This window comes from bacterium (genome assembly GCA_023150945.1).
Classification (GTDB): Bacteria; Zhuqueibacterota; Zhuqueibacteria; order Zhuqueibacterales; family Zhuqueibacteraceae; genus Coneutiohabitans.
The window spans coordinates 122,302-140,927 of sequence record JAKLJX010000014.1 but is presented as its reverse complement, the minus strand read 5'-3'; the positions used below and the strand labels follow the sequence as shown (position 1 = coordinate 140,927).

The 18,626-nt window shown below is 60.9% G+C and carries 13 protein-coding genes; 10 read left to right on the top strand and 3 right to left on the bottom strand.

The window, feature by feature from the left end; all coding sequences use genetic code 11:
- Window positions 1–55: 55 nt before the first annotated feature.
- Window positions 56–1,363 carry an RsmB/NOP family class I SAM-dependent RNA methyltransferase gene (locus tag L6R21_18175; protein MCK6561129.1) on the bottom strand — a complete coding sequence of 436 codons (1,308 nt, stop codon included), beginning with the start codon at window positions 1,361–1,363 and terminating at the stop codon, window positions 56–58.
- A 346-nt stretch (window positions 1,364–1,709) separates the two neighbouring features.
- Here L6R21_18175 and L6R21_18170 point away from each other — a divergent pair, with 346 nt between their 5' ends.
- The 5 genes from L6R21_18170 (at window position 1,710) to L6R21_18150 (ending at window position 9,071) form a co-directional block, all read left to right on the top strand.
- Window positions 1,710–3,047, top strand: coding sequence for an efflux RND transporter periplasmic adaptor subunit (locus L6R21_18170; GenBank protein ID MCK6561128.1), 1,338 nt, complete (start codon window positions 1,710–1,712; stop codon window positions 3,045–3,047).
- 41 nt (window positions 3,048–3,088) lie between these two features.
- Complete coding sequence (locus L6R21_18165; protein MCK6561127.1) at window positions 3,089–4,309, top strand: ABC transporter permease; 1,221 nt, start codon at window positions 3,089–3,091, stop codon at window positions 4,307–4,309.
- 195 nt (window positions 4,310–4,504) lie between these two features.
- The gene (locus L6R21_18160) at window positions 4,505–5,131 is read left to right on the top strand and encodes a hypothetical protein (protein MCK6561126.1); all 627 of its coding nucleotides are present in this window, start codon (window positions 4,505–4,507) and stop codon (window positions 5,129–5,131) included.
- A 19-nt stretch (window positions 5,132–5,150) separates the two neighbouring features.
- Entirely contained in the window at window positions 5,151–6,098 is a 948-nt protein-coding gene (locus tag L6R21_18155; protein ID MCK6561125.1) for a metallophosphoesterase, read from the top strand.
- Between the two features lie 201 nt (window positions 6,099–6,299).
- Window positions 6,300–9,071 carry an insulinase family protein gene (locus L6R21_18150; protein ID MCK6561124.1) on the top strand — a complete coding sequence of 924 codons (2,772 nt, stop codon included), beginning with the start codon at window positions 6,300–6,302 and terminating at the stop codon, window positions 9,069–9,071.
- A gap of 78 nt (window positions 9,072–9,149) precedes the next feature.
- Here L6R21_18150 and L6R21_18145 read toward each other — a convergent pair whose 3' ends face one another.
- Both L6R21_18145 and L6R21_18140 read right to left on the bottom strand, forming a co-directional pair.
- Window positions 9,150–10,292 (bottom strand): hypothetical protein, encoded by a 1,143-nt coding sequence (locus L6R21_18145; protein ID MCK6561123.1) that lies wholly within the window; start codon window positions 10,290–10,292, stop codon window positions 9,150–9,152.
- Between the two features lie 168 nt (window positions 10,293–10,460).
- Window positions 10,461–11,348 carry a hypothetical protein gene (locus tag L6R21_18140; GenBank protein ID MCK6561122.1) on the bottom strand — a complete coding sequence of 296 codons (888 nt, stop codon included), beginning with the start codon at window positions 11,346–11,348 and terminating at the stop codon, window positions 10,461–10,463.
- A 409-nt stretch (window positions 11,349–11,757) separates the two neighbouring features.
- Here L6R21_18140 and L6R21_18135 point away from each other — a divergent pair, with 409 nt between their 5' ends.
- From L6R21_18135 to L6R21_18115, 5 genes are all read left to right on the top strand, one after another.
- On the top strand, window positions 11,758–12,303 hold the full coding sequence (locus L6R21_18135) for a TlpA family protein disulfide reductase (GenBank protein ID MCK6561121.1): 546 nt from the start codon (window positions 11,758–11,760) through the stop codon (window positions 12,301–12,303).
- Window positions 12,304–12,458: 155 nt separating this feature from the next.
- The gene (locus L6R21_18130) at window positions 12,459–13,058 is read left to right on the top strand and encodes a sigma-70 family RNA polymerase sigma factor (GenBank protein MCK6561120.1); all 600 of its coding nucleotides are present in this window, start codon (window positions 12,459–12,461) and stop codon (window positions 13,056–13,058) included.
- 26 nt (window positions 13,059–13,084) lie between these two features.
- Window positions 13,085–13,732: a zf-HC2 domain-containing protein gene (locus L6R21_18125; GenBank protein ID MCK6561119.1), complete on the top strand. Its 648-nt coding sequence runs from the start codon at window positions 13,085–13,087 to the stop codon at window positions 13,730–13,732.
- A 336-nt stretch (window positions 13,733–14,068) separates the two neighbouring features.
- A complete protein-coding gene (locus L6R21_18120) occupies window positions 14,069–15,718 on the top strand; it encodes a sulfatase-like hydrolase/transferase (GenBank protein MCK6561118.1) in 1,650 nt (549 codons plus the stop codon).
- A gap of 936 nt (window positions 15,719–16,654) precedes the next feature.
- Window positions 16,655–18,553 carry a Na+:solute symporter gene (locus L6R21_18115; GenBank protein MCK6561117.1) on the top strand — a complete coding sequence of 633 codons (1,899 nt, stop codon included), beginning with the start codon at window positions 16,655–16,657 and terminating at the stop codon, window positions 18,551–18,553.
- Window positions 18,554–18,626 lie beyond the last annotated feature (73 nt).

Genomic DNA, 18,626 nt, shown 5'->3' with positions numbered 1-18,626 from the left:
ATGGATGAAAAGTTGCAGGCAAGTTAGGATGATTCCCGCGAAAAGCAAGGAGGATTCACGCCGTGCCGCGCTGGCGGCGCGCCATGACCGCGGCAAAGAAACCGTCACAGCCGTGTTGGTGGGGGGAAAGCTGCAGCGCCGGACCGGCGGCGAGCGCGCCGAGTTGATGATGCTGCAGAATTGCGGCCGCGTCTTCCGTTTCAAAATCAGGATGACCCGCGAGAAAGGCTTGCACGACTTGCTCGTTTTCCTGCGCCAGCACGCTGCAGGTGGCATAAACCAGCCGGCCGCCCGGCTTGAGCAATGCCGCGTAGTGTCGCAGGAGCCGGAGCTGTTTGGCACTCAGCTCCGCCACCATCGCCGCGGTGATTTTCCACTTGGCGTCGGGATTGCGGCGCAGCACGCCCGCGCCGCTGCAGGGCGCGTCGACCAGGATCGCGTCCAGCTTGCCGAGCAAACGCTCCGGCAGCTCGCCTTCCGGCAAAGCCTGCACGCGAATATTGTGCGCGCCGCTGCGCCGGCTGCGGCGCTGCAGATTCTCCAGGCGTTTGGCGGAAACATCGAATGCAAAAATCTCTCCGCGATTCTTCATTAGGCTCGCCAGATGCAGGGTCTTGCCGCCACCGCCGGCGCAGACGTCGGCAATGCGCCAGGTCGGCTTGGGATCGAGCACCAGCGAGATGAGCTGGCTGCCTTCATCCTGCACTTCGAACCAACCTGCGCGGAACAAATCCAAACCAAAAAGATTGGTGCGCTGCGTGAGCTGCAGCCCGAACGGCGAGAAGCGCGTCGGGGTGCTGGCGCAGCCGCGGCGCTGCAATTCCTGCTGGCAGTCGGCGCGGGTGGTTTTGAGCGTGTTCACGCGGATGGTCAGCGGTGGCGGTTGATTGAGCGCCTGCAGCAACCGCAGCGTTTCTTGCTCGCCGCGCTGTTGTTGCAGGTCGCGCACCAGCCAATCCGGAAACGACAGCATGACCGCGGGATTGTCCGCGAACTCTTCGGGCCTTTGTGCCGCAAGCTGCGCCAATTCCGCGGAGGAGAGGCTGGCCGGACGGCGACCGGCAGAGGTGAGCGCCGCTGCAACCGTCGCGAACTCAGCTTTCTCAACATGCAGTTTGAATGCCGCGAGCCACCAGCCGGGGTCAGTCGCAGATTCCGGCTGCACTTGGGCAATCAGCGCTTGCAGCAGCCGGCGATGGCGCAAAATGCCGTACACGGTCTCCGCCAGCGCGCGGCGATCATGCGAGCCGAGATAATGGCGGCTGCGGAAGAAATTGTCGATGAGATGATCCGCCGGACGCTGATCCTGCTGCAAGATTGCGAGCAACTCGAGTGTGTGGCCGGCGAGAGAAACTGGATTCATGTAAAGCCACTGAACGTGTGAAAGTCTGAGCGCACCGACACGACGCCGGCAGGGCACCGGCTTGGTGGTGGCATCGTAATCGCTTTTCGTCTGCAAAGCAAGGCTTTTTTCCCGGCGGGTATGGGAAGAGAGGCCGTGTCGGCGGCGGCGGTGATACGTTCGTTCAGTGTTTCGCGACGTGCAGCATTTTCTTTTGGCACCTTCGTGCCGGCCTTCCGACAAAATCCGGGCTGTGTCGTCTAATTTCTTGCAGCCTGCGCGCGGAGAAATCCTTTGATAAATTGCCATTGAATGAAGATATTGCCCGTCGGTCGATTATGGTAATCAGGAGTCCAAGAGAATGAAGATGAAAATGAAGAGAAGTTACACCATCTTTGCGGTGGTGCTGGTGGCAATGTTGGCCGCCGGTTACTTCATGGTTTGGCCGCGGCAAGCCGACAAGCCGGAGGCCGGAGCTGCCGGCCCGCCGGGCCGGGTGGTGAAGATCAGCCGCGGCGACCTCAATGCCGTGGTTTCCGCCACCGGCAAGCTCGAGCCCATCACCAAAGTCGAAGTCAAAAGCAAGGCTTCCGGCCAAATCATGGTCATGCCGGTGGAGGAGGGCGACCGCATCGAGCAGGGCGCGCTGATTGCCCGCATTGACGAGACCGATGCGCGCAACACCTATGAGCAGGCGGTGGCCGACCTCGAAGTGGCCAAGGCCACGGTCACGCAAACCGCCAACACCGTCGCGCGCCAGGAGGAAATGTTCAAGCGCGGCCTGATTTCACAGGCGGAATTCGATCAAGTGAAGCTGGAGGAAGTGAAGGCGAAGGCGCAATTGGTGAAGGCCGAAACCGAAGTATCGACCATGCTGACGCGCCTGAAGGACAGCGTCGTGCGTTCGCCGATCAATGGTCTGATCCTGCAAAAGAACGTCGAGGCCGGCCAGATCATCTCCTCCGGCATCAATTCGGTGAGCGGCGGCACGTTGATCGCAACGGTGGCGAATCTCGACAGCATGTATGTTTTCGCGGAAGTGGATGAGATCGACGTCGGCCAGGTGCAGATCGGGCAATCGGCGCGCGTGGTGCCGGATGCCTTTCCTGACATGGTTTATCGCGGCCGCGTGCTGCGCATCGCGCCGCTGGCCACGGTCGAGCAAAACGTGACCACCTTCAATGTCACGGTCATCGTGTCGAACACCGACGGCCGCTTGAAAGCCGGCATGAATGCCACGGTGGATGTGACGGTGGCCGACCGCGCGAACGTCGTGCTGGCGCCCAAGGAGGCGCTGAAAGAGTTGCGCGAGATTCGCGCGCAGTTGCAGGTGTTGAATCTGGCAGATTCCAGCGCCGCGGGCCGGTTGCGGCGGCCGCCGGATTCGTCACGCGGCGACGGCCGCCGGCCGTTTGCCGGTTTGGCTTCCGCGGAGGCCGGTGCGCCGCGTGGCCCGCTGCCGGCCGCGGGCAATGGCCGCACGCTGCGCAAATTCGTGCTGCTCAAAACCGGGGAAAGCTACCAGCCGCGCGCCGTGGAAGTCGGCCTGAGCAACAATGAATTCGCCGAAGTGTTGCGCGGCCTGGAGGAAGGCGACGAGATTTTCGTGTTCAGCGGCAGCCGCGCCGGCATCGATCGCCAGGCCTGGATGAATCGCATGCGCGGGGTCACCGGTTTCGGCGGCATGGGCGGCCGGCCGCGCTGAGGCGGCTGGCCGTGCCGCTGTGCCCATCAGAGGAACATGTCATGGATCTGCGAGAAAGTCTGGATGTCGCCTTCAGCGCCATCATTGCCAACAAGCTGCGTTCCTTCCTCACCATGCTCGGCATCATCATCGGTGTCGGCGCGTTGATCACGGTGGTGGCCGTGGGCAAGGGCGGCGAGCGCGCAGTGGCGGAGCGCCTGCAGGCGCTCGGCACGAATCTGCTTTACGTCTCGCCCGGCTCGTCGCGCTCCGGCCCGGTGATGGCGAGCGCGGGCAGCAGCGTGAAATTGACCCGCAAAGACCTGGACGCCGTGCTGGCGAGCTGTGATGAAATCGAAGCCGTGGTGCCGGAATTCAGCCGCAGCAGCCAGGTGAAATATGGCAACCGCAACTGGAACACCCGCATCACCGGCACCACCCCGAACTACGGCGAAGTGCGCAACGTCAAGGCGGCGGCGGGGCGCTATTTCACCGCGCTGGAAGAAGCCGCGCGCGCCCGCGTGTGCCTGATTGGCTCGACCGTGCGCGACAATCTCTTCGACTCCGAAGAAGACCCGCTCGGCAAGACCCTGCGCATCGGCCGCATGAACTTCGAGATCATCGGCGTGCTGGAGACCAAAGGCCAGGCCGGCGGCTGGATGAACCCCGACGATCAAGTGCTGATTCCGCTGGCCACCGCGCAAATGCGGCTGTTCGGCGTCGATCATCTCACCAACTCCACTTTGAAAGTCGCCGACGCCTCTTTGATGGACAAGGCCTTCTACGACGTCGAGCGCGTGTTGCGCAAACAGCACCGCCTGCGCGACACGCAGGACAACGATTTCCACATTCGCAATCAAGCCGACATCATTTCCACCTTCGAATCCACCCAAAAAACCATCACCATGATGCTCACCATCGTGGCGATTGTGTCACTCTTGGTGGGCGGTATCGGCATTATGAACATTATGCTGGTATCGGTTACCGAACGCACGCGCGAGATCGGCATCCGCAAGGCCATCGGCGCAAAACGCCGGAACATCATGACGCAATTCCTGCTGGAAGCACTGGCGCTCTCGATCACCGGCGGCCTGCTCGGCATCGCCATGGGTGTGGGCCTTTCCCGGCTGGTCGCGCGTCTCATGGGCTGGCAAACGCTGATCTCCCCGTCGTCGGTCCTGGTGAGCGTGATCTTCGCGGCGGCGGTGGGCATCATCTTCGGCCTTTATCCGGCCTGGCGCGCCGCGCGCCAGGAAACCATCGAAGCCCTGCGCTACGAGTGAAGCGGTGCCGACCGCACCGCCCGCGCGGGCACCACTCGCCACGCGGGATGCAACTTTTCTCCGCTGTTCGCGAATGAACTGTGCGCCGTTTATTGGGCCGCACAGCACACCGGCGGCGGCTTGCCGGGAAAAGTCCCGCACCAATAATCCCTCAAAACCAAAGACCTTTTCCATCCGGCACTGCATCTTGAGATTATGAGACTTTGGCAACTTGTGGCTTTCTGTGTGCTGTGGATTGGCGGCATTCTGCTTTACCGCTTCTGGCCGGAGCCGGAAGTCAGCCATGCCCCCGGCATTCTCGTTCCGGAGGAACCGGAACAACACCTGCTCAATCAGACCCGCATGTGGCAGCACCAGGATTACTGGATCAACCCGCTGGCTACTTTCAAACTGCGGGCGCGCGTGCTGCACAAAAAGAGCTATGCTTTCGGCCGGGAAGCGGATCTATCACCGATGGATTTGGCGCTGGGTTGGGGCCCAATGTCCGATCAGAACGTGCTCGAACATCTGGCCATCAGCCAGGCCGGCCGCTGGTATCTCGTGCGCTACAAAAAGCCGGTGCTGCCCGCGCGCAGCGTTTCCTTGCACAGCGCCAACATGCACATGATTCCTGCCCGGCCGGAAATCGAGGAAATGCTCGAGCGCGTGCGCGTGGGCGAGATTATCGCGCTCAGTGGCTATCTCGTTTCGGTCAAAGCCAATGATGGCTGGCGCTGGAACAGCTCTCTCACCCGGCAGGATACCGGCAATGGCTCCTGCGAGGTGGTGTGGGTCGAGCAGTTGTCAATTTTAGAAGAGTTCAACCAATCCGGGCCGAAATAGTCCGACTGGGAATACCTGCATGAATCGTCGCCTCTCCCGTCGTGTGTTTTTGCGCCAAGCCGCGGCTGCCGGTTTGGGAACCACGACCCTGAGCGCCCTCGCCGCCCCGGGCGAAGCGGCGCCGGCCCAGCGCGTTTTACGCCTCGCGCATTTGACCGACATTCACGTTCAGCCGGAGTTGCACGCGGCCGCGGGCATGGCAGCCGCGTTGCATCATGCCCAAAATCAGCCCGACCCGCCCGAGATCATCTTCAATGGCGGCGATTGCATCATGGATGCGCTCGCGGCCGGCAAGGCGCGAACCAGGATCCAGTGGCAAATCTGGCAGGACGTGCTGCGCAATGAATGTTCCCTGCCCGTGGTGCACTGCCTGGGTAATCACGATGTTTGGGGGTGGAAGCAGTCAGAGGGTTCAATCTCCTCCGACCGGCTCTACGGCAAACAATGGGCGCTGGAGGAACTCGGCCTCAGCACACGCTACTACAGCTTCGACCGGGCCGGCTGGCATTTCATCGTGCTGGACAGCACGCACATCGCGCCCGGCGGCTATCTCGCCCGCCTCGACGAGGCGCAGTTCGAATGGCTGCAAGAAGATCTGCGCCGCACGCCTGCAACGATTCCCATCGGTGTACTGTCTCATATTCCGATTATCTGTTTCTGCGCCTTTTTCGACGGGGAGAATGAAAGCAGCGGTGAATGGCGGGTGCCGTCCGCGTGGATGCATGTGGATGCGCGGCGCCTCAAGGATCTGTTCAGAAAACACGCGAACGTCAAACTCTGCCTGAGCGGCCACATTCATCTGCGGGATGAGGTCGAATACCTCGGCGTCAAGTATCTCTGTAACGGCGCCGTCTCGGGGAATTGGTGGAAGGGCGCTTATCAGGAATTCCCGCCGGCCTATGTGCTGGTGGATTTGTTCGAAGACGGCACGGTGCAAAGTTCTTATGTGCCGTATGCAGCGAGATAGGCATTCAGCTTGTCTGGAAAGTGATCTCGTCCCAGTCCGCTGAGGCAACGCCTCACTTGCGGAGGAATGATTACCCACCATGCAAAGTCATATCGCCAACCTCTTCCCCGCACCGGCGCCATCCTGCCGGGATGAAGGCAAGGCGCGGGCAAAGCGTCTATGATACAATTCACAACAGAAACAGGAACAAGGAGAATGTGTATGGCAACCTCTTTACGCAGCCGCGGCGGCCTGGTGCTCGGCGCGCTGCTGCTGTTTGTGTCGGCCCATGCCCAGCCCGGGCCCAAGCAAAGCGGCATGCCCAAGGTCGAGTTCGAGAAGTACACGCTTTCGAACGGGCTGCAGGTGATTTTGCACGTCGACCGCAAATTGCCGATCGTGCACGTCAATCAATGGTTTCATGTCGGCTCGAAGAACGAGAAGCCGGGCCGTACCGGCTTTGCGCATTTGTTCGAGCATATGATGTTCCAGGGCTCCAAGAATGCGGCGGAGGACTATTTCACCTATGTCGAAAAGGCGGGTGCCAATCTGCGCGAGGGTGGCGTCAATGGCACCACCGATAATGATCGCACCAACTACTTCGCCACCGTGCCCTCCGGCAATCTCGAAGCTCTGTTGTGGGTGGAATCGGACCGCCTCGCCACTTTGACCGAAGCGTTGAACCAGGAAAAGTTGGACAACCAGCGCGACGTGGTGAAGAACGAGCGGCGCCAGGGGCTGGAGAATCAACCCTATGGCCGGGCCTTCAAATTGATCGTGGAGAATCTCCATCCCGCCGGCCATCCCTATTCCTGGATGGTCATCGGCAGCCACGAGGATCTCACCGCGGCCTCGCTCGATGATGTCAAGGAGTTCTTCCGCACCTACTACACGCCCAACAATCTTTCGCTGGTGATTGCCGGCGACTTCGACCCCGCGGAAACCAAGCGGCTGGTGGAAAAATACTTCGGCGGCATTCCGCCCGGCCCGGCGCTCGACCGGCCCGCCCGCTGGCTTCCCAAACTCGAGGGCGAAAGGATCATCGAAGCGCTCGATCGGGTGCCGCAGGCACGCACCTACATGACCTGGCCGGTGCCGGAGTATTTCTCGCCCGAAGAAGCGCCGCTGGAATTGGCCTCCGCGATATTGACGGATGGCCTTTCCGCGCGCCTCAACAAAGTCCTGGTGTATGACCGGCAGCTCTGCACCAACGTCTTTTCCTTCAACAATCCCATGGAAATCTCCGGTTTCTTCTCGGTGGTGGCCACGGCGCGGCCGGGCGTGGAGCTGGAACAGATCGAGGGCATCGTGACCGCGGAGCTGAGCCGGCTCGCCAAGGAAGGCCCGACGCCGGCAGAGTTGCGGCGCGCGCAAACCAAACGCGAATACAACTTCGTCACCGGCCTGGAGCGTATCGGCGGTTTTGGCGGCAAGGCCGATTTGCTGAATCAATACAATATCTACCTGGGCGATCCCAACAAATTCGAGGCGGATGTCAATCGCTTCCGCCGCGTCACGGTCAACGATGTGCGTCAGGTGGTGGCCACCTGGTTGGATACACGCAATCGTCTGCTGGTGCGCTTCCATCCTGAAACCTCCGGCCGGCCCGCTGACGTCGCGCTCGACCGCCAGCAGCAGCCGGTGCTCGGCGTGGACAAGCCTTTCCGCACGCCCGAGGTCAAGTCTGCCAAAGCAGCGAATGGCATCGATATTTTCGTCGTCGAACGGCCGGAGCTGCCCAAGGTGGCGGTGACGTTCGTGACCCGCGCCGGCAACGTTGCTGATCCTTCCGGCAAGGAGGGCGTGGCGAACATGGTGATTTCAACCATCGACATGGGCACGAAAACCCGCAAGGCGCTGGAGATCGAAGATGCGCTCGGCGATCTCGGCACCAGCCTGTTTGGTTTTGCCACGCGCGAGGCCTCCCAGCTTGGTCTCGAAGTGTTGAGCCGCAATGTCGATCCTGCTCTCGCCCTCGTGGCGGAAGTGGTGCGCCAACCGGTGTTCCCCGAGTCCGAAGTTGACCGCGAAAAGAAGCGCACGCTCGATAATCTTTCCCAACAGGAGAACAATCCGAATGCCCTGGCCGCGCGCATTCGCGGCATGTTGGTCTTTGGCCACGACCATCCCTATGGCCGCGCCATGCTGCCGGCAACGGTGCAACAGATCACGCGTGCGGATTTGGTGGCGTTTCACGAGACCTATTGGAAGCCGGCCAGTTCGGCGCTGATTTTTGTCGGCGACATCACGCTGGCGCAAGCCACGGATTTGGTGCAGCGGCATTTTGGCACTTGGAGTGGTGGCGCCGCGCCGGCAGTCAACATTCCCGCGCCCAAACCGATGGGCACCGGCAAGATCTACGTGGTTGATCGCCAGGATGCTGCGCAAACCGTGGTCACTCAAATTCTGCCGGCACCCAATCGCAAGGCACCGGACTACTACGCGCTGCGGCTGGCCGATGCCGTGTGGGGCGGCGGTGGTTTCGGCACGCGGTTGAATCTGAATCTGCGCGAGAACAAGGGCTATTCCTACGGCGTTTTTTCCAATCTGGCGCTGCTCTCGCAGGCCGGCAGTTGGTGGGCCAACGGCGGGGTGCAAACCAACAAGACCAAAGAGTCGGTGGCGGAGTTCCTGGCGGAATTGCAGAACCTGTCCGGCGCCAAGCCGATCTCCGAGCAGGAACTCGAAGACGCCAAGGCGACGCGCATTCGCGGCTATGCCCAGCAATTCGAATCGCACGGCCGCATCGCCGGGCAAATTGCAGACTTGTGGGCGGCGGGAATGCCGATCACTGAACTGCAGCGCGAAAGCGATGAATCTGCCAAAGCCACGCTGGCGGAGGTGAATGCGGCGGCGCAGAAGTACGCCGCGCCCGGCCAGGCGACGCTGCTGCTGGTCGGTGACGTTGCCAAGATCGAGGCCGGCTTGCGTGAGCTGAATGCCGGTGACCTCGTGGTCTTGAATTCGGAAGGCAAGCCGGCAACCAAGCCATAGCACAAGCGTCGGGAAAAGACAAAGGCCCAAGCCGCAACCCGCGGCATTGGGCCTTTTTTATTGGGGTGAGACGCGTCATCAGAAGCCGACTTGCACACGCACGGCATGATTCCAGGCGGCGGTTTGTCCGGCAAATTTGCCCATTTCCTCACCATAAAACGCATAGTCGGCGCGGATGACATAGAGATTCAAGCCGACGCCCACCGCGGGATAGCCTTGATTGAAGCCGGCGCGCGCGGCCAGCAGCGGCGTCAATTGCGCTTCGGTGCCCAGGTGTACCGTCTTGAAGAACGTGTCATCGCCGGTGAACGGCTCGTCAAAGTCGAGCGCGAGGGTGAGATTGTAGAACAGCTTTTTGAACTTGATGCCGGGACGATAGACCATGCCCAGACGATAGGAGGGCGAAATCTTGTCCGCCGGCACGGGATTGTCCAGCGTGGCGCCCTTGACATTCCACTTGAAAGGCGTGGCAAAGAGGTCGTAGAGCGTTGCGCCGAAATGGAGGCGCCGGTTCAAAGTGTAGAAGGCGCCGACATCCACACCGATGCTTTGGCCGCGATAGAAATGCAGGCTTTCATTGTTGGAGAAGCCCGAGATGTTTTTGGTCTTGCGCGTGAGCCAGCGTTTCAAATATTTTCCGGAGACGCCGATGCTGAGGTCGCCGGCGCGGCCGCGCGGGCCGGCGGAAAACGTGTGCGCCAGCAAAGCCATCACCTGCATGTCGCCCTGCAAGCGGGCGTCCAACAGGGGAATGCCGGTGGCGCCGGCGAAGATTTCGTAGGTGGCCTGGCCGGCGCTGAACACACCCAAGCCGAGGTGCCGTGACAGAAAGTGAATGGGTACCGGACCTTCCACGCCGACGATGGCCTGCCGCTGCGCGGCATCGAGCGCCTCGCGATACAGCCCGTTCAGCTCATCGGTGCTCAGCCGGCTGATGTTGTTCAACTGGTCGCGATGATCCTGATAAAAGCGATACTGGTTGAGCGCGTGCGTGTTCGCGCGCAGACTCAAATCAACCAGGTTGAAGCGCGCATAGCGCAAGGTGGTGAGCAGGGCCGGGTTGAAGAAAAAGACATTGTCTTCACCCGCCACTGCCACTGCGGCGCCGCCCATGCCGAGCGCGCGCACATTGTAGACGACCATGCGCGGCATGTCCTGGGCGCTGCTGTGGGCAACCCAGCACAAGACCGCGAGTACCGTGGATCGCAGGAGGTTTCGCATAGGTAGGCAGCTCATCGAGATTTGATCAAGGTGGAAAACACCGGCCGGGCGGCGGTGCTTGAGCCACCCGGCGGCTGGTTATGCTCGGAAACGTTTCAGGGTGATCCGGCCGGGCGGTTTTCCTCGCGCTCGACCGGTTTCGATCAGGGCAAAAGACCGTGCTGCGCTTCAGCATTTGAAGCCGTACAGCGCGCTCAGGCCTTCGAAGACCACGCGCAAGAACTGGCCGGAAGGCGTGTTGCGCACATTGCCCGGCAAGGCGGCGGGCGGAACCGGCGCCACCGTGGTGGGCAAGCGGCCGAAAGTGGCATCATTGTAGTAGTACCACAGGCACACCAGTCCCTGCTCGAGCAGCGGATAGTTCGCCTGAATGATGCTCTCGACCTCCAGGCAAATCTGATTCGCGGTTTTCTGCGGGTCGGCAACGAAAACCTGATAGAGGCCCGCGGCCTTGTTGATGGAAAGACGCGAATCCAGTTGGAAGCCGGTGGCGTAGTTGTGATCCTGATCCAGCATCAGCACGAAGCCGTAAACCAGGGAGGCGACGCCGCAGCTCAGATAGGCGTCATTGGCAAAGGGAAACTCACCGGGTTTGATTTTGCCGGTGATCAATCCCGCCACCACCGGCTCCAGGTCGTCCCGCACGGCATGGAACACGGTGAGCAGCCGGGCCAGCTCGGCTTCGGTGAAATTGAACAACTGCAGCGTGTCATTCACTGCCGCGATCAGGTTGCGGTGATGCTTGTCGGCTGCCGGCGCCGCGGTGGTGGGCTGCAACGCGTCGATGAAGACGTCGAAATCGACGTCATAGGCGCGGATGGTTGCGACGGCATGATAGTAGCGAATCAACGGCGTTCCCGGTGACTTCTGTTTGGCGCGCTCGAGCAGGGACAGCGCTTTTTGCGGATTGTTGTTCTTGAGCTCGGCTTGTGCCTCGGCCAACAGGGCCTCGGGATCATTATCCTTGTCACCCGAGCTGAAGGGGGAAAAGATGTTGCAGCCTGCGGCAAATACCGCCAGCAGGATTCCAACAGCGAGAGAAGATTTGAGGTTCATGGTCGCGTTTCTCCGAATGAAGACGGGCGTGTGACCCGTGAGAACATGAATCGCGGTTGAACGGCAGCGTGTTCGATGCCGGCATTGCTGCTGCGCAAGAGCCGTGGAGGTGAGCGCAAGCTGCCAGCTTTCCCTGCCGGTCGTGAGCGGTGGGCCTGACAGTTGCGTTGGAGGTGGGAACAGCCGTGTTGCGAAAGTGTGCGGCCGTGATGCGAGAGAGTATACCGACAGACGCGCACATTAGCCGACAAATCTCACGGGAATTCACCGCCACTCGCGCCGGCCGTGATTTCCGGTTGTTTCAGTCCGGATAATTGATTATTGTTGCGCACACCGTGAAGCGGAAACGAGGAATATTTGCCCTCGTCGCCGCTGTTATTCATTTTGTCATATCAATTCGAGGGTATGTATGAGACTGGGAAGCGCAACGATTATCGTATTGGCTTTGGGCTTGGGCCTCACCGCCTGCCAGGAGCAGCAACAAGCGCAACAAACCGCCGGCAGACCGTCGCAGGCCGTGCCGGAAAGCGAGAAACTCGCGGATTTTACCCTGCCGACGCTCGCGGGCGAATCCGTGAACTTGCGCAGTTTTGAAGGTGAAAAAGTGGTAGTGGTGAATTTTTGGGCGACTTGGTGCGGGCCCTGCCGCCGTGAGATTCCGGATTTCAATGAAGTCTACGCCAATTATCGCGAGCGCGGCGTGGAGTTCTTGGGCATCTCGCTGGACGATGACCCGCGCGCCGCCGTGCCCGCGTTCATGGCGCGAATTCCGATTGCGTATCCCGTGTTGATCGGCTCGCCGGAAATCGCGATGCGCTACAACGTCAACGGCATTCCGCAAACTGTCATCATCGACCGCGCCGGCCGGGTGGTCAACAACTTTGTGGGCATGCTCTCCGCCGGCCAGTTGCGTGAAGTGCTGGAGCAGGCGCTGCGCAATGCGCCGGCCTCCTGAGACGCGGTGTTCCGGCCGCCGTCCGGCACGCGCGAGGTTGTGTTTTTGCCAAAGATTCCTCATTTTACTGTCCCCCGAAGTGAGCCGGTGCGCCGCCGGGAGCAGTTGCCACTGCCCGGCGGCAGCCGCGGCGGCGGGGAGAAACGAGGAATCTCATGTTTCGTTTGAAACCGGCAGGGGAGGAGCGTCGCCGCCAATTCGAGGCGCTCGCCTTTCCGCAGATGGATGCGCTGCACAACCTGGCGTTACGCCTTACCCGGCACCGCCTCGATGCCGAAGATCTGGTGCAGGAAACCTACCTGCGCGCCTTTCGCTTCTTCGACAAGTTCGCAGCCGGCACCAATTTCAAGGCCTGGATCTTTCGCATTCTGATCAACACCTTCATCAATGAGTATCGCCGCAAGAAGCGCGTGCCGCCGCAGGTCGATTTCGAAAAAACCGCACTCTCGTATTCGCAGCCGGAAAGCGAACGGCCTGACCGATTCGAGACCGATTACGACGAGCGGCGCTATGCCGATCTCTTTGGCGACGAGGTAAATGCCGCTCTGCAAAAACTCTCCCCTGAATTTCGCATGGTCGTGCTGCTGTGCGATCTCGAAGAATTCTCCTACAAGGAAATCGCCGGCATCATGGGCGTGCCGATCGGCACGGTGATGTCACGCCTGTCGCGCGCCCGCCGGCAGTTGCAGCAATACCTGGGAGAGTATGCCCGCGGCACCGGCACCATCAAACCGCAAAAACCCGCACCGGAATGAAACTTCGCATGCTGTCGAGGCGCGTTATGACATTGCCCTGTGAACAAGTAATCGCAAGAGCCGCTGCCTTCATTGACCGGGAGTTGGACGAGACCACGGCCGCCGCGGTGGCAGAGCACGTTGGGAAATGCCCGAACTGTGCTCAGGAAGTCCAGCAGCAAAGGCAGATGAAGCTGCTGGTGCAGCAGCATGCCCGCCGGGTGACCGCGCCCGCCTCGCTGCGTGCGCGGCTGCAGCAGGCGCTGGCGGACTATCCCGCGCGCTACGGCTTTGGTGAGCAGTTGCGACAGCTTTTTCGCTGGCAGCCCGTGCCGGCTCTTGCAACTCTGGCGGTGCTGCTGTTGCTGCCCGGTTTGCTGGTCTATTTTACCATGCGTGCGCCCTCCGCCGCTGAGGCCGGACGCTTCCAGGCCATTGACGCCAGCTTGGAAGGCGAAATCATTTGCATCGATTGCGTCATGCTGGATGAGCTGCAATTGGCACACGGCCACGACGCCAGCCATCGCTTCGGCCTGCGCACCGCCGAAGGCCGGATTCTCACGATTGTTGCCTTTGAAAAAGGCAATGAGCTGATGCAGCAGGCCGCGGTCTGGCATAAGCATCGTGTGCTCGTTCACGGCCGGCTGCTGCCGGAACGCTCCTGCGTGCAGGTGCGCGACTTTTCCATGTTGTAGCACGCCTGTCTCAAGTTACATTTGTGTCCGCTTGCCGCCCGCTTCCCACCCGTCCTGGCGTTCCCATCGAATTTGCTGCGCTTTGAATGGGCGATCTCTCCTCATTCCCGAAATTCAGCCAAAACGTCATTGTCTGCTGCGGCTGCCTGCGTTTGCTTTTGCGCGGTGCGCCTGGCAAAAACCTTCGGCAACCGGTCCGCTCTGCAGGTATTGCAAGCGGCAGCCCGGGAGATTGCGGCCGCGCCGAATACTCCTGCGCACTTCCGGATGCCAAACGATTCGTGTCTTGCGCGGCGCCGCGAATCACACGTCCCGCATTCCAGCAAAGAGCTGAATATGACAAGAAGAGCCATCCGCCTGCCCGTGTTCCGCCCCGGAAAGCGATTGTCCCTGCTGCTGCTGCTGTTGAGTATCAACGTCGCCGCCGCGCAACCGGCCGGCGATTCCACCGGCACCAGCCGTCCCAATTTTCTGATCATCATCACGGATGATCAGCGTTTCGATTCGATGGATTTCATGCCCAAAACGAAACGGCGGATTTTCGACGAAGGCCTGACCTGCACGCGCGCCTATGTCACCACTCCGCTGTGCTGTCCGAGCCGGTCCAGCATTCTTACCGGCATGTATGCGCACAAGCACGGCGTGCGCATAAATGAAGACCCGCTGCGCGAGGAAACCTTCGTGGTGCGCTTGCATGACGCCGGCTACTACACCGGATTCGTGGGCAAGTATTTGAACTCCTACACCGGATTGCCGCGGCCGGAGTTCGACTTCTGGGCGGCGCGCAAAGGCGGCCATTCGACTTACTTCGACCCCGTGATCAACTGCAACGGTGTGTGGCAGACGACACCCGGTTACGTCACCTACGTCTTGCGCGACTTTGCGCTGGCGTTCCTGGACAGTCTTGCCGGCCGGCAGCAGCCGTTTCTGCTGTTCTTCTCGCACACCGCGCCGCACGCGCCGGTTGATCCTGCGCCCGAAGACACCCTGCGGTATCTCGATCTGCCGCCGCATCGCCCGCCGAGTTACGATGAAGCCGATGTCTCCGACAAACCCCGGTGGATTCAAGCCCTGCCGCGCTTGACGCGCGGCGCGGCGCGCAGCCTGGACAATCACCGCCGCCGGCAGTTGCAGTGTCTGTACTCCGTCGATCAGGCCAACGATAGTCTGCTCGCTGTCCTGGCGCACCGCCGATTGCTGGACAACACCGTGGTGTTCTTCCTTTCCGATAACGGCTTTCACGAGGGCGAGCACCGCCTGGCGAGCAAGTGGTTCGTATATGAAGAAGCGATTCGGGTGCCCTTTGCCGTGCGCTATCCGCCGCTGATCACCCCGCGCGTGGAACGCCGGCTGGTGGCGAACATCGACATTGCTCCGACGGTGCTGCAGCTTGCCGGCTTGCCCATTCCCCCGCACGTTGACGGCCGTGCGCTCACGGCACTGATGCGCAACGAGCCAGACTGGCGCCAGGATCTGCTCATCGAAGGCTGGCCGGAACAGCGCGGCGGGCCGCTGTACGCCGCTATTCACTCCGGAGATCTTGTGTATGCCGAGACCCAGGGCGACCGTGCCGAGTTCTATGATCTGCGCGATGACCCGTATCAGTTGCAGAATCAAATCGCTTCCCCTGTCTATGCCGCGGAAATTGGCCGCCTGCGGCAGCGGTTGCATGAGTTTCGCTCCGACATCGAGACCGGCATGCAGGAGGAACCCCCTCAGCCCACGAGTTTTGTGTTGTTCCCCAACCACCCCAATCCCGTGCAGGCGAGCACGGAGATTCGGTTTGCCCTGCCGCGGCGCGAACCCGTCACTCTCGAAATCTTCGACCTCATGGGGCGCAAACTTCTCCTGCAGCATCACGGCGAACTGGGCCCCGGTGTGTATTCTCTCCCACTCGAGCTGGCACGCTACCCGAGCGGCACCTACTTCTATCGTTTTGCGACTGCAACCTTCAGCCAAACGCGCGCCCTGCAAGTGGTCAGATAGCTAATGGCCGGTTTCCTTGAAATGAATAGCTACCAGCAATATCATTCAGCAAGGATCCTGTGAAGTTTTGAGCCCGGTGCCAAGTACCTCGCAAGATTCCTTCTGAATGACACTCGGAATCACTTATACAAAGCAAAGCAACCAGGCACTCGTTTGACAATGTCGAGTTGGTGGGTTTCTCCACCAATCGTGTCATCTCATCGGGATCTTTTTGAGCAGGTGGCATCTCGCAAAATCCACGATGGCGGCGCAGCACGCGCAAGCTGCTTCCAGCATGACACACGGGATGGTGTGAGGTTGGGCTTGGCATTGTCAAAAATTGCAGGTGCCGTGGAGCACCACGGCGCTTGCTGCAACGGCCAAGCCGTTGCAGGAACGATTTCTCAAGAGTTCGAGATTCTGGAGGGACACCGGCTCTGCAACGTTTCCTGGCCGCCTCGAACGAAGACGAGGGTCCAATCCCGCCATCAATTTGGGCGCGGTTACCTTGATTTTGAGCGGTGCTCTCCTGTAATGCCTCCCGGCAGGCTTTCACAAAAAAGTGCTTGACAAACCTGAAAGGCAGTGTATCTTCTCAGCAGGCTGATTGACGCACTCAGCCGATTGCTGGCAACAGATTCTGCATTTCCACGCTTGATGGCGCACCGGACCGGGTATGGCCACGAAGTCAAGACACGGCGGCTTTCGCAGCGGCAATGCCCGGGGCGCGCGCATCATTTCATCCGCCGCGCGGCGGTGCCGCCGTCAGCTACGGCAGTCCTGCGTGGTACCCGCCGACGCATTCCTCCTGCCGATCAGTGTCATCCCCTTACCAGCCCGGCGCATTGATTTCGCACTTTCATTTTCCTCCCCACCAAAGCGGCGCCAAGCTGGTTTGAGGCACCGCGGCCGAGTGTTGTCCGTTACCAATCTCCATAACCTCCAGAAAGGGAAACCATGCCGGCACTTCACTGGCTGGACGTGACAGTTATCGTGGCCATGCTGGCGGCGGTGTTTGCGATTGCGGCTTACTACGCCCGCCACGCCGGCCAAAACACCGAGGCTTTTTTTCTGTCCGGCAGAAACCTTCCCTGGTATCTGGCGGGCACAGCCATGGTTGCCACCACCTTCGCCGCCGACACGCCGCTGGCCGTTACCGAGTTGGTGGCACGCAACGGCATCGGCGGCAACTGGCTGTGGTGGAACATGGCGATCGGGGGCATGCTCACGGTTTTCTTCTTCGCCAAGCTCTGGCGCCGCGCCGGCATCATGACCGACGTGGAGTTCGTCGAACTGCGTTACTCCGGCAAACCGGCCGCGGTGCTGCGCGGCTTCCGCGCGCTTTACCTCGGCCTGTTCATGAATGCCATCGTGATGGGATGGGTGCACAAGGCCATGGAGAAAATTTTCAAAGTCACCATTCCCGGCGTCGATCCCTTCTGGCTGGTGGTGGTCACCGGCGGTTTGATCGCGATTTATGCCGCGGCCTCGGGCTTGCTTGGCACCGCCCGCACCGACAGCTTTCAGTTCGTCTTTGCCATGGTCGGTTGCATCGTGCTGGCGGTGCTGGTGGTGCGGCTGCCGCAAGTGGGCGGCTTGAGCGGCATGACGGCCAAGCTCTCGCCGCAGGTGCTGGGCTTTTTCCCGCACATCGGGGAAGTGACGGTGGCCGGCATCACCGGCGGCGCGCTCAGTCTCACGGCCGGTGCGTTTCTGGCGTACATCGGATTGCAATGGTGGTCGAGCTGGTATCCAGGTGCAGATCCCGGCGGCGGTGGTTATATTGCGCAACGCATGATGGCCTGCCGCGACGAGCGGCAAAGCGTGTTTGCCACATTGTGGTTCAACATTGCGCACTACACGCTGCGGCCGTGGCCGTGGATCCTCGTCGCGCTGGCGGCGTTGATCATTCTGCCGCGTGCCGAGAATGCCGAGGCCCTGCAGGCGGAGAACCCCGTGTTTTATGAACAGGCAGTGCAGGTTTTCCGCAACCCGGCGCTGCTGCAGTCCGGCGCGGCCGCCTATCAATCCACGGAGTTTCGGGCGTTTTATGAAAAATACGAGAACACGGTGGATCCCGGCGTGCTCTATCCGAAACTCATGCTGCACTATCTGCCACCCGGCTTGTTGGGATTGCTGATCGCGGTTTTTCTCGCGGCGTATATGTCCACCATTGCCTCGCAGATCAGTTGGGGCACTTCTTATCTCATCAATGATTTCTATCGCCGGTTCATCAAGCGGCAGGCGAGCGAGAAGCATTACGTTCTGATCTCCCGCTTTGGCATTGCCCTGATCGTGATTATCTCGCTGGTGGTGACCCGCCTGCTGACGACCATCTCGGGCGCGTGGGAATTTATCATCAATGCCAGCGCCGGCATGGGCGCGGTGCTGATTCTGCGCTGGTTTTGGTGGCGCATCAATGCCTGGTCGGAAATCGCGGCGATGATTGCGCCGCTGGTGATCTACCCGCTGGCGCGCGCCTGGGGCATGCAACCGCCGCTGACGCTCTATCCGGTCGTGCTCGGCACGACCATCACCTGGTTGGCGGTGACGTTCCTGTCGCCGCCGGTCAAGCGGGACGTACTGCTGAAATTCTACGAGAAGGTTCATCCCGGCGGCCGCGGCTGGAAACCGGTTGCGGATCAGCTTCCCGGCGTCCAGAGTGACAGCGGCTTCGGCCGGCTGTTCGCCTGCTGGATCAGCGGTGTCGCTTTGATTTATGGCGTGCTCTTCGGTCTCGGCAACTTGCTGTTCGGAAAATTCTTGCTGGCCCTGCTTTTCTTTGCCGTCGCTGCCGCCGCGGTGATCATCATCTCCGCGAGTTTGAAGAAGATCAGTTTCGAGATCGCGCCGTGAGCGACACGCCAGCGGGGAGAGGCCGGCCGGTCCGGCAAGCGTTCTTCCGCCGGCAATCACCGCCGGCAGGCAC